This window comes from Nonomuraea sp. bgisy101, assembly GCF_057708945.1.
Genome location: NZ_JBYITD010000060.1, coordinates 1 through 25100 on the forward strand (window position 1 = coordinate 1; position 25100 = coordinate 25100).

The following is a 25100-nucleotide window of genomic DNA, read 5'->3' on the forward strand; positions in this document are numbered from 1 at the left end:
ACTGCTCCGTGCGGGTGTTCAGTTGGTCGGCGGCCAGCCGCCTGGCCCGCTCGTGGTACTGGTCGGCCTCGGCGTACGAGCCAGTGAGCAAGGCGATCCGGCCCAGCATGGCGAGGCTGTCGGCGACCTGGGGCCAGAGCCGGAGGTCTTCGGCGACGTCCAGGGCATCGCGGTGCAGGGCGCGGGCGCGCTCGTAGTCGCCGCTGATCTGGGCGAGGAAGCCGAGGAGGTGCGTGGCCTGCAGCAATCCCCAGCGGTCGCCTTGCTCGCGGAAGAGCGCCAGGCTCTGCTCGGCGTCGCGGCCGGCCGCGTCCAGGTCGTGCACAGCGGTATGGGAGGCGTGGACGCTCAGCGCCGCAGCAATTCCCCACTTGTCGTCCAGCGCGCGGAACGTCGTGAGCGCCCGGCTCGCCAGGCCCAGGCTGACGGACGGGTCGTCGAAGCCGGAGTGGGCCAGGCTGAGGAGCCATTGCGCCTCGGCACGGGCCCGCGGGTCGGCGATCCGCGCGCAGAGCTCGTCGAGGTGCCCCGGCGAGACCGCCGCGGGCTGATCGCGGATCAGCAGGCTCACGCCGGCGTGCCAAGCGGCGGCCACGGCCCGCGCTTCCTGGTCGCCGCCGAGCGTCAGCGCCAGCTCCAGTGAGCGGCGGGCCTCGCCGAGGCGGCCGCGCAGGAACCAGTACCAGGACAGCGCGGTCACGAGCCGAAGCGCCCGGTCCGCGGCGCGCCGCCGTACCGCATCGTCCAGCGCCGAGCGCAGGTTGGCGGCCTCGGCATCGAGGAGGCGCAGCCAGTGCCCCTGGTCGGGGCCGTGAAGGAACGGCCGGGCGCATACGGCCAGCGCGGTGTAGTACGCCCCGTGCCGCTCCCGCACGGCCTCCGGCTCTCCAGCCTCGTCGAGGCGCTCCAGGCAGTAGGCCTGTACGGACTCCAGCAGCCGGTACCGGCCGTGGCTCACGACCACCAGGGATCGGTCCACCAGCCGCGCCAGCAGGCCGAGCACCTCCCAGGAGCGGACGCCGTCTCCCGCGCAGACCGTCTCGGCCGCCTCCAGCGTGCAACCGTCGGCGTGGACGGCGAGCCGACGCAGGACGGCACGTTCGGAGCCGGTGAGCGGCTCCCAACTCCAGTCGATCATGGCGCGGAGCGTTTGTTGCCGCGGCGGGGCGCCGCGCCGGCCCGCGTCCAGCAGGTGGAAGCGGTCGTCGAGCCGGGCCGCCAGCTCGCGGGCGCTGAGCACGCGGGCCCGGATCGCGGCCAGCTCCAGCGCGAGCGGCAGGCCGTCCAGCCGCTTGGCGATGGCCTCCACGGCGGGCTCGTCCATGGCGAAACCCGGCGCCGCGGCGGCGGCACGCGCGGCGAACAGCCGGACGGCGCTGCCCATGTCCAGCGGCGGCACGGCGTGCACATGCTCGCCGGGAATGTCCAAAGGGACCCGGCTGGTCGCGAGAACCCGAAGCCCCGGCGCGCTCGTCAACAGCCGCTCGGCGAGCTCAGCGACCGCGTCCACCACGTGCTCACAGTTGTCGAGCAGCAGGAGCAGATGCTTGCTCCGCACGGCCGCGGCCAGGCGGTCCACCACGTCGTGGCTGACGCCCAGGGCGGCTGCCACCGCCTCGGCCACCCTGTCCATGCCACTGTGCCGGTCGAGCGCGCTCAGGTCGGCCAGCCACACGCCGTCGTCGTAGGCGGGGGCCAGCCGGGCGCCGGCCTCCAGCGCCAGCCTGGTCTTACCGACACCGCCTGGGCCGGTGAGGGTGACCATGCGGGCAGCGGCGAGCAGCTCGCGTACCTCCTCGACGGCCTTCTCCCTACCGACCAGCTCGGTGAGCGGGGCAGGCAGGTTGGTGCGGCGAGGACCGAGCGCGGGGTCCCGGCGCAGGATCGACTGGTGCAGCGCGCGGAGCTCCGGGCCCGGGTCCACACCCAGCTCCTCGGCCAGCCGGGTGCGGATCTCCTGGTAACCGTTCAGCGCCTCGCCCTGCCGACCGTCGTGGTAGAGGGCCCGCAGGTGAACAGTGCGCAGGCGTTCCCTGAGCGGGTGGCGGGCGACCAGGTCGGCCAGCTCGGCCGACAGCCCCCGCTCGCCGAGCGCCAGCCGGGCCTCCGCCTGCTCCTCGATCACGGCGAGCCGCTGCTCCTCCAGCCGGAGGGCGGCCGCGCGGGCGAACTCCTCGTCCGCGTACTCCACGAACGCGGGTCCGCGCCACAGCGCCAGTGCGTCACCGAGAAGGGTGGTCTTCTCCGCGGGATCCTCGGCCGCCCGGGCGCGCACGACCAGCGACCCGAAGCGGCCCGCGTCCACGTCCCCGGAGTCCAGGAGGTAGCCGGGAGCGCGCCAGACCACGAGCGCCGGATCGCCCAGGGCCTTGCGCAGCCTGGACACCTTCGCCCGCAACGCGGCCACAGGATGCTTCGGCAGCCGCTCGCCCCACAGGACGTCGATCAGCAGGTCGGCGGGCACCACGCGCCCGTGGTCGGCCAGCAGGACGGCAAGCACGGTGCGGACCTTCGCCTCGGGGATATCGACCTCGCCGTCTTCCCCCCGCACGGTGAGCGGGCCCAGCACCCCGAAACGCATGAGACCACGGTACGGCGGCATCCGACCGGCATCGAACCGGAACCCCCGCCCGGCAAGCTCGGTGCCATGAACACTCCTGTAACAGTCATCGGCCTGGGACTCATGGGCAAGGCCCTGGCCGCCGCGCTGGCTCACAACGGATATCCGACGACCGCCTGGAACAGATCGGACACTGCGGTCCCCGAGGCCGTGACCCAGCTGGCCTCGGCGGCCGAGTCAAGCCCGACGATGATCGTCTGCCTGTCAACATACGAGGTCATGTACGAAGTGCTGTCGACCGCCGACCTGCACGGCCGTACCGTGATCAACCTGACGTCCGGCACCCCGGCCGAGGCCAGGAAGGCGGCCGCGTGGGCGGCCGAGCGGGGCGCCGCCTACCTCGACGGGGCGATCATGGCCGTTCCGCAGATGATCGGCCTGCCCCAGGCACAGCTCTTCTACGGAGGGCCGAAGGATCTCTTCGAGTCCTGCGCGCCCATGCTGCGGGTCTTCGGCGGCGGCACCGTCCATCTGGCCGAGGATCCCGGCGTCCCGCTCCTGTACGACCTCGCGCTGCTGGCCATCCTGTACGCGGCGGGCCAGGGTCTGGCGCACGCGCAAGCGCTGGTCAGCACCGCCGGCGTCAGCGCGACAGAGTTCCAGCCGTACGCGAACGCGTGGCTCACCCACGTGATCGGGCCGATGGCCAGCCTCGAGAACGCGCGGGCCATCGACGAGGGCGAGCACGCCACGGACGTGTCCAACATCAACACCAACGCGCTCGCGATCGGCCACGTCGTACGGGCGAGCCGGGACGCGGCCCTGCCCGTCGACTGGCTCGTCGCCCAGCAGGCGCAGCTGGAGCAGGCTGTCGCCGACGGGTACGGCAGCGAGAGTGCGACGCGGTTGCTCGACTACCTCAGAAAGGAGATGCGATGAGCAGGTACGCAGGCAAGAAGGCAGTCGTGGTCGGCGGCACCCACGGCATCGGCCGAGCCGTGGTGGAAGCGCTGGCGGAGGCGGGCGCCGAGGTGCTGGCCACCGGGCGCAACGTGGCCGCGCTCCAGGAGATGTCGCCGGCCGTGCACGCGGTGCGCTCGGACGTCACGGACATGGCGGACATTGAGCGGCTGGGCCGGGCTGCGGCCGAGCGGCTGGGCCAGGTGGACTTCGTGTTCGTCAACGTCGGGACCGCGACGATCGAGCCGTTCGAGGCGGTGACGCAGGAGTCATACGACCGGGCTTTCTCCGTCAACGCCAAGGGACCGTTCTTCGTCGTGCAGCGTCTTGCCTGGCTGATCGCGGACGGCGGCTCGATCGTCTTCACGACCTCCGTGGCCGAGACGGGAGGCGGATCGGTCTTTACCGCGTACTCGGGCGCGAAGGCCGCCATCGGTGCCATGGCGAGGTGCGTCGCTGCGGCGCTCCTGCCGAGGGGGATCCGGGTCAACATGGTGAGCCCGGGCTTCGTCAAGACCCCCACTATGGGCATCGTGGCGTCGGACGAGGATCGTGCGGCCTTCGAGAAGCTGGGCGATGAGCTCACGCCGATGAAGCGGCATGGGCAGGTGGAGGAGGTTGCGGCCGCGGTCCTCTTCCTCGCCTTCGAAGCCACCTTCACCACCGGGGCCACGCTCACGGTGGACGGCGGCGCGCGATACCTGGGGGCGTCCTGACCGCTATGATCACGCCTTCCCGCATTCGCCCGGGAAGAAGATCATGCCCCATGGAGGGCTTGGCCGAGGCGGCGGTCGGTGAAGATGAAGCTCGGCGGCAGGCCTGTGTCCTCCTCCGGCTGAGTTGGGTGGGCATAGCCGAGCAGCACCAACCAGCCGAACACCCTGACCACCAGCAGATACAGAAGTCGAAACAGCACGAGAGCCGAGCCTAGAAGACCAGCTCAGACCCTCATTGCCAGTTTCTGGCACCGGACAGGGTTCCATGCCTTCAATGCGGTAAGGCTGAACTCCTCCTTCGCCCACCATAGGGTCGACGTCCGACTAGAGCTTTGGAACTCAAGCCCTCCAGATCCGACGTTCACCGGAGAGGCGCTCGCCAGCGAAACGTGGGTCGGAAATCTTCGGTCCACCTCTGGCACGGTCCGCGCAATCGAGATGATGGATGCTAGCGATCAGCACGCTGTCATCGACCTTGGTCAGAAGGGTCAGGTGTGGCAACTACGCATCATCTTGCGCCAGCTGAACGAAGATCCAGACGAAGCGGACGTCTCGGAGGACTTGTTTATAGACGACAATCCTGGCCCTTACGAAGGACTCGAGGAGGCAGTGCTTCAGTTCTGGCCTCAGAGCTGAACGGCAAGCGCCATGCGGCCGCGCGGCCGGACGGCACCGCCCCACGTGTGCGGTCGGAACACGGGTCAGGACTGGCCGCGCTTCGGCTCATGGTGGCTCAGGAGCGGGGCTGGGGGTCGTGGCGAGGCCGGGTACCTGCATGTCGGTGAGGGTGTAGGACTCAAGTTGATGTGGGCTGCGTCGGTCAGGTCGGTGTGGCCCTGCCGGTCGAGTTGTTCGATCAGGGGAGACTTGCCGAGTTGTTCGATCAGGAGCGAGATGTCCATGGCCGTGGCGTCCGGTCTGAGCACTCCGGCAGTGTGCGCGGGCCACCAGGTCCCGCATCAGCTCGTCGGATCTGGTGAACTTGGCCGCCATCTCGTCGGTGACGGCGATCGTGCCGGCCAGCGGCCCGAGGGAGCCGTCGCTGAACTCGATGCAGGCGCTGATGTAGTGAGCGAGCCCTTCCCACGGGTCGTCGTGGTGCAGGCCGCGTTCAGCGGCCTGAATCCACTGGTCGAGTGAGCGCGCACAGATGCTGGAAGAGCTCGTCCTTGGAGCGGTAGCGGCGGTAGAGGCTGGCGATGCCGACTCCGGCGCGTGCGGCGATCGTCGCCACCGATGCATGTGCTCCGTCCACGGCCAGGACTTTCTTGGCGGCCTCCAGGAGGGCCTGGTCGTTGCGTTCGGCTTCTGCGTGCCGGGGAGCTCTGCGGGCCATGCGCACACTGTAGCCGCTTTGCGAAGCGATTCACTCCGTTATAGATTCCATCAAACGAAGCGAATCTATCCGTTTGGGGGAAGTGTCATGCGGGCCGTGGTGATGGAAGAGTTCGGAGGGCCGGAGGTCCTGCGGATTCGGCAGGTCGACGATCCCGTGCCGGGGCCGGGGCAGGTGCTCGTCGTGGTGGCGTACGCGAGTATCACGTTCGTCGAGACGCAGGTGCGCTCGGGCGACGGGCCGTTCGGCAGGCCCGCGCTACCCCGCATTCCCGGCAATGGCGTGGGCGGTCGCATCGTCGCCGTCGGAGCAGACGTGGACCCGGCCCTGATGGGAACAGTTGTGGTCACCACCACCGGCGGCGAGGGCGGTTACGCGGAGCTGGCGCTGGCTCGGGCGCGCGACGCGGTTCCGGTTCCCGCGGGTCTGGAGCTCAAGGACGCGGTCGCGCTCCTGGCCGATGGGCGTACGGCTCTGCTGCTGTACCGGCAGGCGGAGATCAAGCCGTCGCAGCGGGTTCTCGTAGAGGCTGCGGGAGGGGGCGTCGGCAGCCTGCTAGTGCAACTCGCCGCCGCCGCAGATGCCCACGTGATCGGCGCCGCCCGAGGCGCCGGCAAGGCCGGGCTGGTCACCTCGCTGGGCGCGGCCGCCTATGTCGACTACTCCCGGCCTGACTGGCTGGATCGGGTAGCGGAGGCGACCAGCGGCGCCGGACTCGATCTCGTCTTCGACGGGGTCGGCGGCCGGATCGGCACCGAGGCGATCGGGGCGCTACGCGAAGGCGGACGCGTGAGCATCTACGGAATGGCCAGCGGCGCCGACGCCGAACTCGATGAAGGCGAACTCCGGGCACGCTCCATCGGCGTCATCGGCCTCACCGCCGCACCGAACCCCGCCCAGACCCGCGCTCTCATCGTCGACGCGCTGAACCTCGCGGCCGACGGGAAGCTGCGGCCGGTCATCGGCCAGACCTTCCCGCTCGAGGCGGCAGCCGCCGCGCACCGAGCGATCGAGTCCCGGACCACCACCGGCAAGACCCTGCTCATCCCCGACGGCCATGTCCATGGCTGAGAACAGAGCCAACAAGGCCCACGAACCCCCCGCCAGAGCCGGAATCCGGGAGTGGACCGCCCTGGCGGTCCTGGGCATGCCCGCCGTCCTGGTCATGATGAACATGTCGGTGCTCTATCTGGCACTACCGAGCCTGAGCGCCGGTCTGCAGCCCGACGGCTCCCAGCTGCTGTGGATCACCGACATCTACGGCTTCATGGTCGCCGGGTCACTGGTCACGATGGGCATGCTCGGCGACCGTTTCGGGCACCGCCGAATCCTGCTGCTCGGCGCCGTCGCGTTCACCTGCGCATCCGTTGTCGCCGCATACGCGCCCGACGCCGGCCTGCTCATCGCGGCACGGGCGGTCCAGGGAGTCGCCGCCGCCGCCCTGGCGCCGTCCTCGCTGGCGCTGATTCGCGCCCTGTTCGCCGACGTCCGGCAGCGCACCCTGGCCATCACGATCTGGATGATGGCCTTCATGGGCGGCGGTGCGCTCGGCCCGCTGGTCGGCGGTGTGCTGCTGCAGTACTTCTGGTGGGGGGCGGTGTTCCTGCTCGCCGTTCCGACCATGGCTCTGCTGCTGGTCACCGGCCCTTTCCTGGTCCCTGAATCCCGCGCTTCGGCTTCGGGGCGGCTGGATGCGGTCAGTGTGGTCTTGTCGCTGCTGACTCCTCTGACGATCGTGTTCGGCATCAAGGATCTCGCCGTCCACGGCTTCGCGCTGCCGTCCGTCGGTGTCCTGGTCGCGGGCCTGGTGATCGGCGTGGTATTCGTACGCCGCCAGCGGCGGCTGTCCAACCCGCTCCTGGACCTGGGATTGTTCCGTATCCCCGCCTTCGCCGTCTCCGTCACAGGCATGGTGCTGGTCGGGATCGTGTTGTTCGGGACCAGCCTGCTCACCTCGCAATATCTGCAACTGGTGCTCGGTTTCTCTCCGTTGGAGGCCGGCCTGTGGCAGCTGCCCACCGCGGTCACCGGGACCGTCGTGGCTCTGGTGGTCTCCAGCCTCACCGGCCGAATCCGCCCAGTCGTCCTCATGAGTGCCGGAGCCGCGTTCGCCGTCATCGGTCCCATCCTGCTCACACAGGTGGACCGAAACCCCGTCATCCTGGTGTCCGGCTCCGTTCTTCTCTTCGCCGGGCTGACCCCGTTCATGGCACTGGGAACCAACCTGGTCGTCGGCGCGGCACCACCCGAACGCGCCGGGGCCGCCTCAGCGATCTCCGAGACCGGCGCCGAACTCGGCGGCGCGCTCGGCATCGCCGTGCTCGGCAGCATCGCCACCGGTGTCTACGGCAGCTACATGATCGGCCATACACCCGACGGAGTCCCTGCCACGGTCGCCGAGGCGGCCAGCGAGACGTTGCCCGCCGCACTCCAGGCAGCCCAGCGACTCCCCGACAGTCTCGGCATCCCGTTTGCCCAGACCGCCCGGGACGCGTTCGCCCACAGCCTTCACGTGCACGCGCTCATTACGATCCCCCTGCTCATCGCGCTCGCCCTGCTGACCCTGACCCTGCGGCGCGCAACCCCGCCACAACCACCGAGCCAGCCTGAGCAGGCCACGACGCCCACCCCGGCGTTCGACTGAAAGGACCGAACGATCATGCAAGTCGAGGCCTACTTCGACGTACTGTGCCCCTGGTGCTACATCGGCAAGAGACGACTGGCCACCGCCCTGAAAGGCCGAAACGATGTGCACGTCGTCTGGCGCAGTTTCGAACTCGATCCGGACGGAAGCCCCATCCCCGGCCTGACGGCGGCGCAGGTGATCGCCACCTACCAAAACGACCCGGCCCGAGCGAGCGCCCGGGTGGCCCACATCCAAGCGCTTGGCGCAGCCGAGGGACTGGAACTCAACCTGCACCAGGCCCGGCCCGTCAACTCCTTCGACGCTCACCGCCTGATCCACCTGGCCGCCACCTGCGGCCTGGCCGACGCCGTTATGGAACGTCTCCTTCACGGCTACCACACCCAAGGCCGCAACATCGCCGACCCGGAGGTTCTCCAAGCGCTCAGCGTCGAGGCCGGACTTGATCGCGCCCAGGTAGGAGAACTCTTGACCGGCGACGCGTTCACCGCTGACGTCCGAGCCGATGAACGCCGCGCCACCCAGAGGGGAATCCGAGGCGTGCCTGCACTCGTCATCGACGGAGCCCCGCCGGTCTCGGCCGTTCAGGAACCTGCCGCTCTGGCACGCCTCCTCGACCGCGCGACCCGCTTCTGAGCCATCACCGCCTGCCGCCTTCGCCACTTCGACCTGGCCACCCTCAGACCATCGAGATCCGCATCTGGGTCATGGAGGGCCGCGACGACGCCTCTCCCGCGCCAAGCGCGTCGCCCGATAAAGCTTTCGAAGCGACACTCGATGCCGACGGTCCCGCCGACACCGAGGCAGACACCTGCGACTGTCGCCCCGGATGCGACTGCTGCAACTGACCCTCCGCGCCCGGAGCCAGGAAGATTCCACCAGCCGGGATGCTCGTCATGCCCCGACAGTATGAATTGGTCTTGTCCGTTACGGAAGACTTCCGGACACAAAGATCACCGTCACCCGGCGTCACCCACCAGGCGATCCGCCCCGAAACCAAGATCCGAGACGAGCTGTATCGGACCGGAACGTACGCCAGTGACCCCGCGCCGACCCGTTCGTCACCCGTGCTGGCCTGCGGGAAGGCGCTTACCGTACGAAACGGCTCCATTGCTGGTCCACCCCCGAAACGTCCGGCCTTCTGTCACCACCCGGGAGCCCGTCGCCGAGTTCGAGAGCCCCGGCTCCTTGCCTGAGATCAGGCGCAGCTCTTCTGCTCGACCGCGCAGACCTTGACCTCTGGATAGCTCGCCGAGGCTTGGTCGAGCAGGGGCTGTGGTGTGCCGCGCAGGTGCAGGTCGAGGAAGGCTGCCACGTACGCGCGGGTGATCTCCATCGACCTGGCGGCGGGCAGCGTGGCGCCGGTATCCAAACCGGCCTGCTCGCCGAGCAGTGCGGTATCGGTGAAGGAGGCATGTTCGGTGCCGACGACCACAAGCCAGCGCTTCCACCCAGTCAGGTGCTGCCAGGCCGTCTCCCACGAAGCGGCCTCCTGGCTGCCCGGGGTGCGGGTGGCCTGCGCGCCGAGGAAGAGGAAGGGCTTACCCAGCCCGCTCGTCGGCACGGGCACGATGGCCAGGCCGTCGATGTTCATGCCGGCCTTGATTCTGGGATCCTTCAGCAGGGCCGCCACCGAGCTGGCGCCGCCCGCCGAGTGACCGACCATGGCGATCTTGGCCGGGTCGATAAGCTGGGACCCCTCCCATCTGGGGCGTAGGCCCGTCAGCTCGTCGAGGACGAAGGAGACGTCGTCGGCCCGGGTGGCGCCGACCTTGTCCCAGAAGCTCTGGTCGTGTGGCTCGACCTGGCAGGCCGTACAGGTGGCCACGCGGCCGTCGGGGAAGACGGTGGCGAGGTTTTCGTGCGTGTGGCTGATGGCGGCCACGACGTAGCCTCTGCTCGCCAGGTCCTCGGCGAGGCCGGTGAGCGAGCTGAGCGTCTTTTCGAAGCCGGGGGAAAGGACGACCAGGGGCAGCTCGCGCGCCTTGCCCGCCGGCGGGGCGTCACTGACGGCGTGGGTGCTCGTGCGGGCGAGCAGATCGGACGGGACGCCGGTGACGCCGGCGCCCTTCAAGGTGAGCTCCGACTCTTTGATGCTCATGTACGGCTCCCGTTCTGGGCTTATGTGGACTGACCCTCTTCTACGGCAGTCGACAACGCGCGTCAGAGTCGAAGGGGTTGGCCCTGCCACCCCGCCTACTGGAGCCTCTCCTCGGACCTGGCCACCGCTCGCGACTGGTGCGCCCACTGCAACGTCTGGATCGCCCAATGGACCCGGCTCCCCTCGCACGACCCGTCCGCGCCGCAAGGCCAGGGCAGCGGCCAGATCTGGGCCACCGCCATCGACAGCACCGCCGTGGGAACACAGGTCACGGCCGCCATTCCGGCCGGGAAACTGGACGACGGCCGTGGACGGTGGTGACGCGGTGGTGTGAAAGCATCCACACTGGCGGGCCGCGCTATCCGGTGGGCGGGTTCCCGGTTACCTGGCGGGCGGTGACCAGGCCTGATTCGTAGGCCGCGATGACCGCCTGGGCGCGGTCGCGCACGGAGAGCTTGTCGAAGATGCTGGTGATGTAGTTCTTGACGGTAGAGAGGCTGAGGCCGAGGGCGCGGGAGATCTCGGTGTTGTCGAGGCCCGTGGCCATCAGCCGCCATACCTCGACCTCGCGGGGTGTGAGTTCGTCCAGGCCCGTGGGTGTCGGCCGGGTGCCGTGAGGCGCCCGTACGTAGGTGGAGATCAGCCGGGTGAGCAGGCGTGGCGCGACGGCGGCGTCGCCGGCGTGGACGGTGCGGATCGCGGCGCTCAGGTCCTCAGGTGAGCTGTCCTTGGGCAGAAACCCGTAGGCTCCGGCGCGCAGGGCGCCCACGAGGTACTCGTCCATGTCGAAGGTGCTGAGGGCCAGGACCCGGCTGCCGGGCACGGTGGAGGCGAGTTCCCTGGTCGCGCCGACTCCGTCGAGGACGGGCATCCTGATGTCCATCACCACGACGTCGGGATGTAGTTGGCGGGCAAGGGTGACTGCCTGCGCGCCGTTCTCGGCTTCTCCCACGACCTCGAAGGACGGGTCGGGGGAAAGGATCAGCGACAGGCCGCGCCGTACCAGCAACTGATCGTCCACGATCAGCACACTGATCGGCGGCGCGGTCATCGGTGCGCCCCTTCGTGCTGGACGGCCTCGTCCGTGGTCAGCGGCAGGTCGGCCACCACGGCGAACCCCCCGTCGGCCTGCGGGCCCGCGGTGAGGGTGCCGCCGTGCAGGGCGACGCGTTCGCGCATGCCGATCAGGCCGTATCCGCCGGCGCGCGCCCCCTCCTGTGGCGGGCCGTCCCCGCCGTCGTCGCGTACTTCGACGATGACTCGATCCTGACGGTAGATCAGCTCCACGGACGCGCGGGCGGCCCCCGCGTGCTTGCGGGTGTTGGTGAGGGCCTCCTGAGCGATCCTGAACACCGTGAGGCCGACGGTCGGCGGCAACGGGCGCCGCTGCCCGTGGACGCTGAACTCGGTCGGCACTCCGGCGAAGCGGGATTCGGCCACCAGGCGGCCGAGGTCGTCGATACCAGGCTGGGGCTGGGACGGCGCGACCTCGGGTTCGTCGCTGTCCCGCAGTACGTCCAGGAGCTGGCGCATCTCGCGCAACGCGAGCCGCCCGGAGGACTCCAGGGTGACCAGGGCTTCCTTGACCACCTCCGGTTCTGCGAAGTTGGCCCGCGCTCCGCCGGCCATCAGCTGCATGGTGGTGATGTGGTGGGCCACGATGTCGTGCAACTCCCGTGCGATGCGGCGGCGTTCGTCGGCCACCGCACGGTCGGCGAGGAGCCTGCGGTTGGCGTCCACCTCCCGCTGCCAGCGGTTCATCGCCATGGCGGCGCCGACGACGATCAGGGTGGTGAGCGGCGGGGTGATCGCGTCCTGCCAGGGCGGAATGCGGCCGTTGCTCTGGCTCAGCAGCGTCACCGCTAGCGTGACGACGGCCGCGAGCGCCGTCACGCGGCCGGGGCAGGCCCTGGCCGCCGAGTACAGAGCGACCACCAGCACGGCGCCGAAGTGCCGGGGCAGCGGCACGGTCAGGGTGGCCGTCGCGTCGAGTGCCAGGACGGCGGCGAGCGCCGCCACCGGGTGGCGGCGCCGGGCCAGCAGCGGCAGCGCTGTCAGCGCGACGAAGAGGAACCCGGTCACGCTCACGGTGTGCAGGCCGTCGGAGGCGTTGAAGAACACGTAGCTGAGCAGGTTCATCACGCAGGCGCCGCCGGTCACGAGGGCGTCGTTACGGCTCCACGGCAGCTCCCGGGCATCGCCGGACCCGACGTATCGGCTCCTGGACATGTCTGACTTCCCCCTGTATCAGGCCTCTTGGCCCCCGAACCAGGGTTGCACAGCAGTCGCGATGCTCTCACCGCGCGGACCTGGACTAGGACCAGGGTCCTGGTCGCGGCCTTGGGGAAGGCCTCAGGGCCCCGGTCAGGATCATCCGCTGCCAGGAGGTTTGCCGCTCTTCTGACTGATGGTCTGGATACCGGCCGGGAACCCCCGGCACCAGGTGCATCTGCCAGGAGGCAAAAATGAGTGTTGGCCAGCGTCGATTCCATGCGGTCGTGGCGACAGCGGCCGTGGCCGTGTCGGCCGGTGTGCTGGCGGTGAGCCCGGCGCACGCGTCTTCCCCCGGTTACGACCGGGCGGCCCTGCAAGCGGACCTGGACGCGATCCGCGACGCCGGCACGCTGGGCGTGCAGGCTCGGGTGCGCTCGCCCCGCGCCGATCTGGCCGCATCCAGTGGTACGGCGGTGCTGGGCCGTCAGGTGCCGGTCCCGAGTGGCGGGCATTTCCGGATGGGCAGCAACACCAAGACCTTTGTCGCCGCCGTGATCCTGCAGCTCGAAGCGGAAGGGCGGCTCTCGGTCAACGACAGCGTCGAGCGGTGGCTTCCCGGGCTGGTGCGCGGCAACGGCAACGACGGGCGCGCGATCACCGTCAAGCACCTGCTCCAGCACACCAGCGGCCTGCACGACTCCGTGGGCGACATCGAGAAGAAGATGCACACGGAGCGGGGTTACCGCACCTACCGGTTCCTGCGCATGAGCCCGCTGCGGCTGGTGGCGCTCAGCGTCGGCCATCGACCGCTGTTCGCCCCCGGCTCCCGCTGGAGCTATTCCAACATCAACTACACCTTGGCCGGGATGATCATCGAGAAGGCCGCCAGGAACTCCTGGCGCGAGGAGGTGACGCGCCGGATCATCAAGCCGCTGAAGCTGCGGAACACGACCCTGCCCGGCGACTCCCCGCTCCTGCCCAAGCCGCACGTGCAGTCCTACACCGAGGACGCCAAAACCGCGCGCCCGTTCCGCTCCACCTTGCTCAGCCTCGGCTGGGCCGGCGCGGCGGGCGAGGCCGTCACCACCACAGAAGACCTGGTCAGGTTCTGGCGTGCACTGCTGGGCGGGCAGGTGCTGTCGCAGCAACAGCTGAAGAAGATGATGACCACGGTCCCCGTCGGCGTGCCCGGCAGGGAGTTCGGGCTGGGTATGGCCAAGCAGCGACTGAGCTGCGGAGTCACGGCCTGGACGCACCCCGGCGGCACCCCCGGGTTCATCACCGACAACGCCGTCACCCAGGACGGCCGTACCAGCGTGATCGTCTCCCGGACCACCTACCCCGGCACGCGAGAGCAGGGCCAGGCCACGGCCCGTCTGATCGACAACGCACTCTGCGCCTCTTCCGTCCGCCGGAGCACGTCGTGATCCGCGCCTTGACCGGATACTCCACCAGACACCCGTGGAAGGTCATCGCCCTCTGGGCGGTGCTGGGCGTCGCGTTGAGCGCCCTGATCCCGACCCTGTTCGACCGGGTCACCCAGAACCAGACCGGGGACTTCCTGCCCCGTAGCTACGACTCGGCCGCCGCCCTGAACATCGCCGAGGAGCGGTTCGGGGTGAATCCCGACGCGACCACGGTGACGGTGCTGGTCGCCCGCTCCGACGGCAAGGCCCTCAGCGCCGCTGACCAGGAGCGGATCGAGGCCGAGGCGGCGAAGCTGGCCAAGCGCCGGGTGATCATGCCAAGGGAGGACGACGGCCCGCAGCAGTACCTGGTCCCCGACCGCTCCCAGACCCCCACGATCGCCCCGGCGATGACGGCGCCCGACCGGAGTTTCGAGCTGCTCTCCGTCGAGCTGATCGGCAATCGTGCGGATAGAGGCGTCCAGGGCGTCTACCGGACCTTCAGGGACGCCGCCCGGACGCAGTTCTCAGAGGCGGGGATGCGTACCGGTTTCACCGGGCCTCTCGCCGACGCCGTCGACACCGTCGATTCCCGCAAGATCACCACGACGGTCGGGGGCGGGCTCATCATGGGGCTCATCATCCTGCTCAACGTGCTGGTGTTTCGCAGCGTGCTGGCGGCCCTGCTGCCGTTGCTCGCGGTCGCCCTGATCGGCTTCGTGGCCGCGGGTGCCGTCGCGGGCGCCGCGATGATCACCGGGCTCAAGCTCGACGCGAGCACCCCCGGACTGATCAACGTGGTCTTGTTCGGCATTGGCATCGACTACCTGTTGTTCCTGCTGTTCCGCTTCCGCGAGGCACTGCGGGCCAGGCCCGAGCAGTCAGCCCGTGAGGTGGCCGGGCAGGTCTCCGGCCGGGTGGGCACCGCGATCACCTCGGCGGCGCTGACCATCGTGGCCGCCTTCGCCACGCTGGGACTGGCGACCTTCGGGCAGTTTCGCTCGATGGGCCCCGCGATCGCCGTCGCGATCCTGGTGATGCTGCTCGGCAGCCTCACCCTGCTGCCGGCGCTGCTCGCGGCCACCGGCCGCAAGATGTTCTGGCCCTCCAGCACGGCCTTGCACCGCGAGACGCGCGAGGGCCGTGCCGCCCGCTTGGGTGAGCTGGTCACGCGACGCCCGCTGATGATGCTGACCGCCTCTGTCGCCCTGCTCGCCGCACTGGCCGCCGGGCTGATCGGCATCCGCATGGACTACGGCCAGGGCAGCCCCGGCACCCAGACCCCCGCCGCAGCCACCGCGGCCGAGATCTCCCGTACGCTGCCGGCCGGCGTGTCGGACCCGACGAGCGTCTTTGTCACCTCCAAGGACGACGGCGCCCTCACCGCAGACCGGCTGGACGGTCTATCGCGAGCGCTCACCCGGGTTAAGGGTGTGGGCCAGGTCGCGAAGACCGTCCTGAACAAGGACCACCGCGCCGCCAGGATCGACCTCTATCCGACCGCGGACCCGCAGAGCCAGCAGGCCCGCGACCTGGCCTCCGGACCGATCAGGGCCGCGGTCGCCCAGCACACGCCCGCCGGGACGACGGCACACGTGGGCGGGACCCCGGCGATCATCGCCGACATCTCGACGGCCGTCGAGCACGACCTCACGATCGTGTTCCCGGTCGCGGCCGCGCTGATCGCGCTGATCCTCCTGCTGCTCCTGCGCAGCCTGCTCGCGCCGGTGATCCTGATGCTCTCCGTCGGGCTCGGCTTCGCCGCCACCCTCGGCGCCGCCACCCTGTTGTTCCAGCACATACTCGGCAAGCCGGGCGTCAGCTTCACCCTCCCGCTCGTGTTGTTCCTGTTCGTCGTCGCCCTGGGCACCGACTACAACATCCTGATCACCGACCGGATCCGGGAGGAGATGCGGCGACCAGGTCCGGCCCGCGCCGCCGTGGCCCGTGCCGTACGGCACACGACACCGGCCATCACGACGGCCGGCGTGGTGCTAGCCGCTTCCTTCGCCAGCCTCGCCACATCCTCAGGCAACGAACAGATCGCCTTCGCGATGACGCTGGGCATCATGGTTTCCGCGCTTGTGGTGTCGCTGGTGCTGGTCCCCGCACTCGCCGCACTGCTCGGTCGGGCCGTCTGGTGGCCGGTACGCCCTCGACCTACCACGAACCCGCAGGACCGTGCGCCCGAACCCGCCCCGGCACCCGACCGGGCCCCAGCCTCTTGGGGCTCGCCATAGCCGCCTGTACCGCGTCAAAACCCATCGCATAGGGCTTGAACTGCGCGTTCCCCGAAACGGCTACGCTGCTCGGTGATACTCGTTGATCAGACCACCGAGCACCTTCCGGCGCTTGATCCGGCCTGCCAACGGCACGATGGTCCGCTCGCCATGATCGGGCGGGTGCTGTCGGCGGGACTGGTGTGGCCGATGACCGTTGTCATGATCGGCATACTCACCCAGCACCAACCGTAATTGCCGTTCGTCGTAGATCAGCATCCGATCGGTGCATTCGGCCCGTACCGTACGCACCCACCGCTCGGCATAGCAGTTCGCCTGCGGCGTTCGCGGTGGCTTCTTCACCACCCTCATGTCCTCACCTGCGAAGACCTCATCGAATGCCGTAGTGAACTTGGCGTCCCGGTCGCGGCTGAGGAAGCGGAATGACGCCGCTCGCTCATTGAGATCGATCAGGAGGTTGCGGGCCTGCTGAGCGGTCCAGGCGCCGGTGGGGTGGGAGGTCACGCCCGAGATGTGCACGCGCCGCGTGTTGATTTCCATCACGCACAACACGTACAGGCGCTTCAGAAAGATCGTGTCAACATAGAAGAAATCGCAGGCCAGAAGCCCTTCGGCCTGCGCCCGCAGGAAGCTTCGCCAGGAGGTATCGAGATGTCGGGGTGCCGGGCGGAAGCGGCGCGAGCGCAGGATGCGCCGCACGGTCGCCTCGCTGACCTGGTGGCCGAGCCGCACCAGCTCACCGTGCACCCGTCGATGGCCCCATGCCGGGTTCTCCCGCGCCAGGCGGACGATCACGGCCCGGACCTCCTGGCTCGTGCTCGGCCGTCCGCCACGATGCGGGTAGATCCATGCCCGTCGGCGCAGGCGACGATGCCACGCCGGCAACGTCGCCGGAGTGACCAGCCGATGAGCGCGCAGCCCCGCCGGCAGCGACCGGGCCAACGCCGCGAGAACGGCCCGATCGGCCCAGTCCGGCTTCGGGCGCCCAACCTGACGCCGCAACACCGCCGCCTCATGCCGCAACACCATGATCTCCACGTCTTTCGACGCCTGGCGACGGCCCAGCAACATCAGCCAGCCGAACACCCGGACCGCGATCAGATAGAGCAGGCGAGGAGGCACACGACGTGATCTTGTCGGCGTGGGTAGCCTCGGTCAAACCGCAGCTCGATGCGGTAGCGACGGTGTTTTGACGCGGTACAGGCGCAGCGGGTCGCCGGCGCCGTCGAAGAAGGTGAACGTCTCGCGATAGGTGCGCTCGTCGCCGACGCCGGCGAAGGGATCGCGATCGAGGATCGCCGCCAGTTGGTCGATAGGACGCACGCACGCGGCGTCGTCGTAGCCACTGACCGTCAGCAGGCGCGGCGCCGCCCGATGCACAACCTCGCGGGGCGCGGCGTCGCCGGCCTCGATCAGGACCGTCCCGTTCGTTTGGAACGACCGTGCCGACGACGCCCCCGCCTGACGCAGCGCGCTCTCGAGCATCGCCCGGGTAGGGCTGTTCAGATGGCCCAGGTTCATGTTCCGGTAGAAGATGACGAACGCTGTCGACATGCGCAATCTGCTCCAGATCTTGTGGTGACCAACGGTACGCCGCCGATGCGAGCGCTCCCCCGTGGCGTCATCGGCGGCCGGCGAAGAACGTGCGAATGTCGTCGGCGAGGAGGTGCGGTTCCTCCTGCGCGGCATGGTGTCCGCCTGTGCCGTACTCGTTCCAGTGCACGATGGCGCCGTGGTCGCGTTCGGCGAGCGGGCGGATGGAGGGGAAGAAGTCGTCGGCGAAGCAGGCCAGGCCCAAGGGGAAGGATGACGGCTCGGTTGGCGGCCGGTTGCCGTGATAGCCGATCAGGGCTGAGCTGCCGGCGGTGTCGGTCAGCCAGTAGATGGCGGCGTTGGTGAGGATGTAGTCGTCGCTCACCGAATCGCCGAAAAGCTGCAGGTTCCAGGCCAGCTGCCCGGCAGGGGAGTCGGCGAGCGCGTGCGCCAGGGTCTGCGGCTGGGTGGACTGGAGGGCGAGGTAGGCGCTCCTGTCGGTCATGAAGCGTTCCAGCGCGGCCAGTTGCGCCAGGTCATCCGGTCCCAGCCTGGCCCGCTCCGCCGGATCGCCGGAGGGCAGCGAGAAGATCTGCGTGACGTGCACCCCGACGATGCGGTGCGGATCCAGGCGTCCGAGCTCGATGGAGATCAGAGAGCCGACGTCGTTGCCGTGGGCGCCGTAGCGCTCATAGCCGAGCCGCCGCATCAGCTCCGCCCACGCTGCGGCGACGCGGCGGCGGTTCCAGCCCGGCTCGCGCGGCACGGCGGAGAACCCGAAGCCGGGCACCGAGGGGATGACGAGGTGGAAGGCGTCGCTCAGTCGCTCGATCAGCGGCAGATACTCCACGACCGACATGGGCCAGCCGTGTGTGAGGATGAGCGGCAAGGCGTCCGGCCGGGTCGAACGGATGTGGAGGAAGTGCACGTCGAGTCCGTCGATCTTGTCCGTGAACTGCGGATGGGCGTTGATCCGCCGCTCCCAGGCGCGCCAGTCGTATCCGTCGCGCCAGTACTGCACCAGCTGCCGTACCCGGTCGACGGGCACGCCGAGCCCGCGGCCGGGCAGCGGGCGGGTGAAGCGGGTCGCGGCCAGCCGGGCTGTCAGGTCGTCCAGGCTCTCCTGCGGAATCTCCACGCGGTACGGCCGCATCATGACCGGGCCACCTCATCCAGCACCCGGGCCAGCTCTACCGGTTCGGTGATCATCGACCAGTGTCCGGCATCCAACGTGATCACGTTGAGGCCCGGCAGGCGCGGTGGGCCGCCGGGGTCGCCCGCGCAGGCGATGTAGGTGCGTGGCAGTCTCTGCACGGCGCCGAGGTCGGCCGGTGCCGGATCCTGGTAGGTGCCGATCGGCTGGCCGACGCCACGCGCTCGCAGCCATGCCCGGTCCTGAGGGGTGAGTCCATGCGCGCCGAAGTTGGCGTCGATGATCTCGTCGCTCATCGCGGGGATCCGCCCGTCCTGGACGGTTTCCATGATCGCGTCGACGACGGGCGCGGGAGTGATGTCGAACAGGCTCTTGCCCGGCTCGGGCAGGAGCGCGGCGAGGTAGACCACCTCGGCGATCCGTTCGGGAATCGTGTTGGCGGCGATCGTGGCCGGGGCTCCACCGTAGGAGTGCGCCACGAGCACCACCTCGCTCAGTCCGGCGTACTCGATCGCGGCCGTGATGTCACGGGCATGCGTGGTGAGCGTCGTGGCCGGCGAGCCCAGATGCGCGCGATCACCGAAACCGGTGAGCGTCAGCGGATGCACCTGGTGGCCGTACGCGGTCAGCAGCGGCGTGACCCGCTCCCATGCCCACGCGCCAAGAAACGAACCGCCGACAAGAACAATGGCCGACACCAGCCGACTCCTTCCGATCGATGTGCTGCGGCGCCAGGCTAGGGAGGATTGTGGACGCTTTTCGCCCTCATTAGAATCGCGATCGTGTCCCGTCCGGCAACCCGCGTCCTGGCGCTGTTGGAGATCCTCCAAGACCGCGGCCTGGTGCCCGCCGACGAACTGGCCCGGCGGCTGGACGTCGACGCCCGCGCCGTGCGCCGCTACATCACCGCCCTGCGCGACATGGACATCCCCGTCGAGTCCGTCCGCGGACGCTACGGCGGCTACCGGCTCGCCCTCGGCGTACGCCTGCCTCCCCTGATGCTCGCCGACGACGAAGCGGTCGCCGTCGCGGTCGCGCTGGCCACCGGCAAGCACGAGCCAGTGGCAGAGCCCGGCCCGACCGACCGGGCGCTGGTCAAACTCAACCGCGTCCTGCCCACAGCGCTGCGCCAACGCGTCACCGCGCTCATCGCCGCCACCTCCGCCACAACCGGTCCGCTGACCCCAGAACCGCACCTGGCCCTGACCCTGGCCGCAGCCGTCCATTCACGGCACACCGTCCGGATCGAGCACACCCGCGGCGCACGCGAGGTGAACCCCTACGGGCTCGTCGTGCACGCACGCCGCTGGTACCTGGTCGGACACGACCACCTCCGCGACGCCATCCGCATGTACCGCCTGGACAAGATCAGCGGCGCCGCCGAGCTACCCGGCAGATTCACCCCGCCCGAGGGGTTCGACCCCGTGACCCACGTCCTGCACGCGTTGACGCTCGGCGCCTGGACCCATCGCACCGAGGTGTGGCTCGACACCGACCTGCAGACCGCCCGCGACCACCTGCCGGTCACCTTCGGCGACCTGCATCCCTGTTCCGACGGCGGCGTGCTCCTGATCAGCGGAGCAGAAGACCTGCCGGCCATGGCATGCATCCTCACCGGCCTGCCCTGGCCTTTCACCGTCAAGAACCCACCCGCGCTGGTCACGGCGCTCGCCGAGCACGTCACCGCTCTCACCCAAGCCGTCGCCCGCTCCCAACCCGCACCGTAGCCGCGGTGTCTCTTGCTCAGCGCGTCATGCTTGGGTCCTACGCGGTGTTTCAGTACCTTTCGGGGAGTTGCCATCCCAGCCACCCATCGCGAGGTGCACCTGGCCGCTCGCCCACAAGGGGCACTTCGCGTTAACCGCTTCCACGTGGTGGAGGCCCCGGTGCCCGAGCCCGCCTCCGGCCAAGTGCTCGTGCGCAACCGCTCATGAGCGTCGTCGCCGTGATGCGCACCCTGATGCGGGGCGACGCCGATCTGCCCATGCCGCCGTACAAGACGGGCCCACCCCTGTGGGGTCCGGCCATCGGCGAAGTGATCTCCGCGCCGGGCACCGGCCTGAGCCCGGGCGATCTCGTCACGCACAATCATGGCTGGCGCGAGTACGCAGCCGTCGACGCGGCCGAGGCGCAGCTATCGACCCTGAGGCGATGCCCGATGTGGCCGCCTACCTCTCACAAGGACTGACTGCCTGGTTGGGCATCGTGCGGGCTGCCGAGGTACGGAGGGGGATACCGTGTTCGTTACCGGCGCGGCGGGCGGCGTCGGCTCTCTGGCCGGGCAGTTGGCCCGCCTGCGTGGAGCGACACGGGTGATCGGCAGCACCGGCTCCCAGTGCAAGGGCCAGCATCTGATCAAGGAGTTGGGTTACGACGCCGTTGTCATCCGCGGGGCGGGCCCGATCGAGGACCAATTGCGCGCGGCAGCCCCGGACGGGATCGACGCCGTATTCGACCATGTTGGCGGCGAACAACTGTCGGCCGTGCTGGCGGTGGCCCGCCGCGGTGCCCGCGTCGCTCTTGTCGGCACTCTGTCCAGCCAGATCTCCGGGGACTTCACCGCCCCGATCGAGATCGACACCGGCTCCCTCATCCTACGAGGGATCACACTGCGCGGCATGTCGGGCAGCGATCATCTGGACGCGATCCCACAAGCGATGCAGGAGTTCGGCCGTGCACTGCGCGAGGGCACCCTCACCTTCCCGCACACCTGTCTGGCCTGTACTACGCGCCGTTCGCCGAGTACGTACGCGCCGAGCACGGCCTGCACGCCGACGTGCACCCGCACCTGGCCGCCGCCGACATCCTCGGCCGGCTCGCCGACGGGAACCCGGTCATGGCCTCGGTCCACAAAGAGATCCGCCGCCCGCCTACCCGCCCTCGGCCACGGCGGACACCTGGTCCTGCTCACCGGCCACGACCACGGCCTGATCCACTTCCACAACCCCTGCGGCCACACCCCCGACACACGCCAGGCCAGCCTGCCCCTCGACACCTTCGAGGCATTCTTCGGCGGCCGCGGCATCGCCCTGCGCATGCACCAGGCCCGGTGACGCCCATGGCTGCCATCAAGGTCCTGATCTCCGTCGACATGGAGGGCATCGCCGGAAGGCACATGAGCGCCTGCGCCAAGGCGCCAGTCAGGCGGTACGCCAGCACGACGACCAGCCACCCATATCGGTTCCGCGCTCGCTCGACATCGAGGTCGACCTGCATCAGCCGCGCTCGGCAGACATCGCCGCCTTCATACCGGGCCTCGCCCGAACCGGCCGCACCGTGGCGTTCCACGCCGAGAACATGGCCTTCGCCTACGGCGTGCTCCAGCTCCTGGCCCTGCTGACCTGCATCAGCCCCTGAGCGGTCACATCAGACTCGCGTCCGCCGCCGTCGGGCGCAGCGGCCGCCAGCCGCCGCCTCCACGTCCACGGTGATCACGCCGAAGAAGTTGATGTTCTCGCTGTGTGCCGGGGAGATGTGGGCCAGCAGCTCGTCGGGAATGTCCCGGCCGGCAGCGCGGTGGCCTGCCCGTATTTCAGCGACCCGACCATGCGCAGCAGGTCCGGCCAGCACTCGGCGATGAGGTCTTCGTTCCAGCGGGCGCTCAGCAGAGGGCCGGCGTGCGGGTAGCGCTTGACCGTGTCCGTGGACGTCTCGTTCCGGATCAGGGTGATCTTGCCGAGGTCGCGGATGCGCGGGGAGAGCAGCTTGCCCACCAGGTCGAACAGGGCAAAGTTGACTAAGGGTGACGCCGTGGTTATCTGTCGCGTGTTCGAACAGCGGTAGGTCGGTGGCATTGCCCAGGAAGTCAGCCAGCACGAAGTGCGCCTCGCGGGCGTTCGGCACGATGATTTTCGTGCCGAAGGTGGAGTGCTGGTCGGACACGTGCGTGTAGGAAGACAGCACCTGGCCGCCGTGGATGGTCATGTCCCGGGCGGTCGTGCTCTTGCCCCGCACCGGGAAACGCTGCCCGTCCGAGCTTGACATGGTGGCCGAACACCTTCGACAGATCCAGCCCGTGGTGGTTGACGATGCAGGTGTTGGCCTCGCGCAGCGTCTCCTCCCGCACGTACCACTCCTGCGTCCAGCGCAGCACGTCATACGGGATGCCGCAGGCCTCCACATCCTGGACAACCCCGAATTCGTGGCGTTGGCGATGAGCACGCTGAGGATGTTGCGCTTGAGATCAACCGACCTGGCCTGCTTTACGGCCGCCGGTGCCCGCGCCTCCACCGTGCGCCAGTCACTCGACACCCAGACCGACGCGCTCAAGGCCGCAGGCACCACCCGCATTTTCGCCGAGAAGATCTCCACCCGCGCCCCACCGTCCGCCCCGAACTTGAGCGGGCCCTCACCCTCGCCCGGAACTGCGCTCCTCTGGCGTCGCCGTTACCCTCGTGGTGCACGAGCACAAGCGGCTCGGCCGCGGCATCGGCCTGGAGTTCCTCACCGGCGAGCTGCAGGGCAGCCACGACCCCTCCGGTGTGGTGTTCACCGTGCTGGCCGCGCTGTCGGGGATGGAACGCGAATGCGTACGCGACCGCACCCTGGAATGCCACGAGTCGCCTGCACCCGCGGCAAGCGCATCGGCGGCGCGGCCGTCACCGATGAGGCCATGCTCTCCATGGCCCTGCACCTGCGCGACCGTGGCGTCAGTCTGCGCGACATCGCCGCCCAGCTCGTCATCACCAAGGGCAAGAAGAACGGCCGGCACCACTCACCCGCCACCGTCCTGCACATGCTGCGTGACCACGACGAGGCCGCCGCGGCGCCGGCCCAGCCCGTGAGCTGATCGGATCGCTAGCCGTCCTGCGGCTTACACCGTCTCCGCTTGATTGCCTATCGGGACGTTCCTCAACCTGCTCGGCCCGGCGTCCGCGCCTGTGGACCGGCCACGCCGAGCTCAGCGAGCTCGGCGTGGCCCGGGTTCGCGCTCTACCGGGCGCACAACCGGAAGGAGTCCACCCTCAAGGCGTACGGTCCGGGATGCCCGGCCCCGTCTACTGAGCTGGCTTGGCCTCGTCAGCCGAACCGGCCTACCCGTCGCAGAACACCTGCTTGACGAGCGTGTCCGTGAGCTTCTGGAAGTCCTTGGCCGGGCCTCTGGTCGCCTCGTCTACCCAGGTCACTGAGGCGGTCAGGGTCGTCTTGCCGTCGGGCGAGCTGTACATCAGCGTGCCGTAGCCGTGCGGGGGGCTGCCGTTGTGCTGGTAGACGGTGCCGCAGTTCGGGCCCAGGTCCTGCACGAACAGCCCGAGGCCGTAGCCCATCTTCGAGTGCGGCTTGCGCATCTCGGTCAGCAGCGGGGCCGGCAGGAGCTTGCCGCCGTTCAGCGCGGAGATGAACGTGTGGAGATCCTGCGTGGTGGAGATCAGGTCCCCGGCGCCGGCCAGCAGGGACAGGTTCTGGCGGGAGATGTCGACCGTCTTCCACTTACCGGCGGCGTCCTTGATGCGGTAGTAGCCGTGGGCGTGCGGGCCGGGCAGCTGCGTCCGGTCGCCCGGTACCACGGTGGCCGTCATCCCGAGCGGCCGCAGGATCCGCCGCTTCATCTCCTCGGCGTAGGAGCGGCCGCTGACCTTCTCGATCAGCAGCAGAGCCAGTGTGTAGTTGGTGTTGGTGTACTTCTGGTCCGTGCCCGGCTCGAACCGCGGCGTCTTGGACAGCGCCAGCCGGATCAGTTCCTCGGGCTGGTAGCTGCGGAAGCGGTCGGCCAGCCAGGCGGCGCCGTTGGCGGTGATGCCCGGCACCCACTTTCCGTCAGGGTCGGAATCGCCGGTGTAGTTGAACAGCCCGCTGGTGTGCTGCAGCAGCATCCGCACCGTGATGCGCCGGTCCAGCCCGAACTCGGGCAGGTAGTCGGCCACTGGAACGTCCAGGCCGATCTTGCCCTCGGCCACCAGTTGCAGCACCAGGGTCGCGGTGAAGGGCTTGATGACGCTGCCCGTCCAGAACCGCCCGTTCGTCGGCGGCTTGGCGCTCTGGCCCAGCTTGCGCACCCCGGCGCTGCCGGCCCAGTCGCCCTGCTCATCGTGCACCCGCAGCTGCATCCCGGAGAAACCGGCATCGACGAACGCCTGCATGGCCTTCTGCAACTCCGGACGATCCGGCCCGGCAGCCGATGCCGCGGGGGCGACTGCTCCGGTCAGCAGCGCGGCTGCCAGCGTCGGCACAGCCACGCGCCGCAGGACCTTGATCGCGGATGGGGGTTGGGTTGTCACGCTTCCTCTTCTCTAGTGT

At 69.3% G+C, this 25100-nt stretch carries 24 protein-coding genes and 2 pseudogenes; 12 read left to right on the top strand and 14 right to left on the bottom strand.

All coding sequences use genetic code 11. The features are described 5' to 3' along the window. The coding region (locus AC3EO4_RS52645; protein WP_431903900.1) for an AfsR/SARP family transcriptional regulator at positions 1-2581 on the bottom strand (2581 nt) is incomplete at its 3' end. Positions 2582-2647: 66 nt separating this feature from the next. On the opposite strand from AC3EO4_RS52645, the gene AC3EO4_RS52650 reads away from it, so the two are divergent. Both AC3EO4_RS52650 and AC3EO4_RS52655 read left to right on the top strand, forming a co-directional pair. Then, entirely contained in the window at positions 2648-3499 is an 852-nt protein-coding gene (locus tag AC3EO4_RS52650; protein ID WP_379570327.1) for an imine reductase family protein, read from the top strand. Between the two features lie 26 nt (positions 3500-3525). After that, positions 3526-4236, top strand: coding sequence for an SDR family NAD(P)-dependent oxidoreductase (locus AC3EO4_RS52655; RefSeq protein WP_379570325.1), 711 nt, complete (start codon positions 3526-3528; stop codon positions 4234-4236). A 41-nt stretch (positions 4237-4277) separates the two neighbouring features. On the opposite strand, the gene AC3EO4_RS52660 is transcribed toward AC3EO4_RS52655, so the two are convergent. Then, a complete protein-coding gene (locus AC3EO4_RS52660; protein ID WP_431903903.1) occupies positions 4278-4436 on the bottom strand; it encodes a hypothetical protein in 159 nt (52 codons plus the stop codon). 911 nt (positions 4437-5347) lie between these two features. Further along, positions 5348-5572 (bottom strand): helix-turn-helix domain-containing protein, encoded by a 225-nt coding sequence (locus AC3EO4_RS52665; protein WP_379570321.1) that lies wholly within the window; start codon positions 5570-5572, stop codon positions 5348-5350. Between the two features lie 87 nt (positions 5573-5659). Here AC3EO4_RS52665 and AC3EO4_RS52670 point away from each other — a divergent pair, with 87 nt between their 5' ends. Genes AC3EO4_RS52670 through AC3EO4_RS52680 form a run of 3 tightly spaced genes read left to right on the top strand, consistent with a single transcriptional unit; the run spans position 5660 to position 8852 of the window. Then, positions 5660-6643, top strand: a complete 984-nt coding sequence (locus tag AC3EO4_RS52670) for a zinc-binding dehydrogenase (RefSeq protein WP_431903906.1) — start codon at positions 5660-5662, stop codon at positions 6641-6643. Continuing rightward, complete coding sequence (locus AC3EO4_RS52675; protein WP_431903908.1) at positions 6636-8216, top strand: MFS transporter; 1581 nt, start codon at positions 6636-6638, stop codon at positions 8214-8216. The genes AC3EO4_RS52670 and AC3EO4_RS52675 overlap by 8 nt, the downstream gene beginning before the upstream one ends. Positions 8217-8231: 15 nt before the next feature. Further along, entirely contained in the window at positions 8232-8852 is a 621-nt protein-coding gene (locus tag AC3EO4_RS52680) for a DsbA family oxidoreductase (RefSeq protein ID WP_379570315.1), read from the top strand. A gap of 562 nt (positions 8853-9414) precedes the next feature. Here AC3EO4_RS52680 and AC3EO4_RS52685 read toward each other — a convergent pair. From AC3EO4_RS52685 to AC3EO4_RS52700, 4 genes are all read right to left on the bottom strand, one after another. After that, on the bottom strand, positions 9415-10317 hold the full coding sequence (locus AC3EO4_RS52685; RefSeq protein ID WP_431903911.1) for an alpha/beta hydrolase family protein: 903 nt from the start codon (positions 10315-10317) through the stop codon (positions 9415-9417). A 95-nt stretch (positions 10318-10412) separates the two neighbouring features. Further along, positions 10413-10589: a hypothetical protein gene (locus AC3EO4_RS52690; protein ID WP_431903914.1), complete on the bottom strand. Its 177-nt coding sequence runs from the start codon at positions 10587-10589 to the stop codon at positions 10413-10415. A gap of 86 nt (positions 10590-10675) precedes the next feature. After that, a complete protein-coding gene (locus AC3EO4_RS52695; RefSeq protein ID WP_431903916.1) occupies positions 10676-11368 on the bottom strand; it encodes a response regulator in 693 nt (230 codons plus the stop codon). Then, the gene (locus AC3EO4_RS52700; protein WP_431903919.1) at positions 11365-12546 is read right to left on the bottom strand and encodes a sensor histidine kinase; all 1182 of its coding nucleotides are present in this window, start codon (positions 12544-12546) and stop codon (positions 11365-11367) included. The genes AC3EO4_RS52695 and AC3EO4_RS52700 overlap by 4 nt, the downstream gene beginning before the upstream one ends. Positions 12547-12815: 269 nt before the next feature. Here AC3EO4_RS52700 and AC3EO4_RS52705 point away from each other — a divergent pair, with 269 nt between their 5' ends. Both AC3EO4_RS52705 and AC3EO4_RS52710 read left to right on the top strand, forming a co-directional pair. Further along, complete coding sequence (locus AC3EO4_RS52705; RefSeq protein ID WP_431903922.1) at positions 12816-13958, top strand: serine hydrolase domain-containing protein; 1143 nt, start codon at positions 12816-12818, stop codon at positions 13956-13958. Next, positions 13955-16177: an MMPL family transporter gene (locus AC3EO4_RS52710; RefSeq protein ID WP_379570303.1), complete on the top strand. Its 2223-nt coding sequence runs from the start codon at positions 13955-13957 to the stop codon at positions 16175-16177. Before AC3EO4_RS52705 ends, AC3EO4_RS52710 begins: the two co-directional genes overlap by 4 nt. Positions 16178-16237: 60 nt before the next feature. Here the strand turns inward: AC3EO4_RS52710 and AC3EO4_RS52715 are convergent, their stop codons facing one another. The 4 genes from AC3EO4_RS52715 to AC3EO4_RS52730 form a co-directional block, all read right to left on the bottom strand. Beyond that, positions 16238-17299 carry an integrase core domain-containing protein gene (locus tag AC3EO4_RS52715; RefSeq protein ID WP_431903923.1) on the bottom strand — a complete coding sequence of 354 codons (1062 nt, stop codon included), beginning with the start codon at positions 17297-17299 and terminating at the stop codon, positions 16238-16240. 33 nt (positions 17300-17332) lie between these two features. Beyond that, on the bottom strand, positions 17333-17731 hold the full coding sequence (locus AC3EO4_RS52720; protein ID WP_379570299.1) for a DUF1697 domain-containing protein: 399 nt from the start codon (positions 17729-17731) through the stop codon (positions 17333-17335). A gap of 67 nt (positions 17732-17798) precedes the next feature. Further along, positions 17799-18866: an epoxide hydrolase family protein gene (locus AC3EO4_RS52725; RefSeq protein ID WP_379570297.1), complete on the bottom strand. Its 1068-nt coding sequence runs from the start codon at positions 18864-18866 to the stop codon at positions 17799-17801. Further along, the gene (locus AC3EO4_RS52730; RefSeq protein ID WP_431903926.1) at positions 18863-19561 is read right to left on the bottom strand and encodes an alpha/beta fold hydrolase; all 699 of its coding nucleotides are present in this window, start codon (positions 19559-19561) and stop codon (positions 18863-18865) included. Before AC3EO4_RS52730 ends, AC3EO4_RS52725 begins: the two co-directional genes overlap by 4 nt. 84 nt (positions 19562-19645) lie before the next feature. Between AC3EO4_RS52730 and AC3EO4_RS52735 the strand changes: the two genes are divergently transcribed. The 4 genes and pseudogenes from AC3EO4_RS52735 to AC3EO4_RS52750 all read left to right on the top strand — a co-directional run. Then, entirely contained in the window at positions 19646-20590 is a 945-nt protein-coding gene (locus AC3EO4_RS52735; RefSeq protein WP_379570293.1) for a helix-turn-helix transcriptional regulator, read from the top strand. Positions 20591-20793: 203 nt separating this feature from the next. Next, entirely contained in the window at positions 20794-21051 is a 258-nt protein-coding gene (locus AC3EO4_RS52740) for an MDR/zinc-dependent alcohol dehydrogenase-like family protein (RefSeq protein WP_379570291.1), read from the top strand. 49 nt (positions 21052-21100) lie between these two features. Then, positions 21101-21916: a zinc-binding dehydrogenase gene (locus tag AC3EO4_RS52745; protein ID WP_379570289.1), complete on the top strand. Its 816-nt coding sequence runs from the start codon at positions 21101-21103 to the stop codon at positions 21914-21916. Between the two features lie 61 nt (positions 21917-21977). Beyond that, positions 21978-22220, top strand: a pseudogene (locus AC3EO4_RS52750) (M55 family metallopeptidase); the annotation flags it as partial. A gap of 74 nt (positions 22221-22294) precedes the next feature. Here the strand turns inward: AC3EO4_RS52750 and AC3EO4_RS52755 are convergent. Both AC3EO4_RS52755 and AC3EO4_RS52760 read right to left on the bottom strand, forming a co-directional pair. Next, positions 22295-22657 carry a Tn3 family transposase gene (locus AC3EO4_RS52755; protein ID WP_379570349.1) on the bottom strand — a complete coding sequence of 121 codons (363 nt, stop codon included), beginning with the start codon at positions 22655-22657 and terminating at the stop codon, positions 22295-22297. Between the two features lie 7 nt (positions 22658-22664). Then, positions 22665-22983 (bottom strand): annotated as a pseudogene (locus tag AC3EO4_RS52760) (Tn3 family transposase); the annotation flags it as partial. Positions 22984-23388: 405 nt separating this feature from the next. Here AC3EO4_RS52760 and AC3EO4_RS52765 point away from each other — a divergent pair. Beyond that, positions 23389-23652, top strand: coding sequence for a hypothetical protein (locus tag AC3EO4_RS52765; RefSeq protein ID WP_379570287.1), 264 nt, complete (start codon positions 23389-23391; stop codon positions 23650-23652). A gap of 244 nt (positions 23653-23896) precedes the next feature. Here AC3EO4_RS52765 and AC3EO4_RS52770 read toward each other — a convergent pair whose 3' ends face one another. Next, positions 23897-25081, bottom strand: coding sequence for a serine hydrolase domain-containing protein (locus AC3EO4_RS52770; protein WP_431903931.1), 1185 nt, complete (start codon positions 25079-25081; stop codon positions 23897-23899). Between the last annotated feature and the right edge of the window lie 19 nt (positions 25082-25100).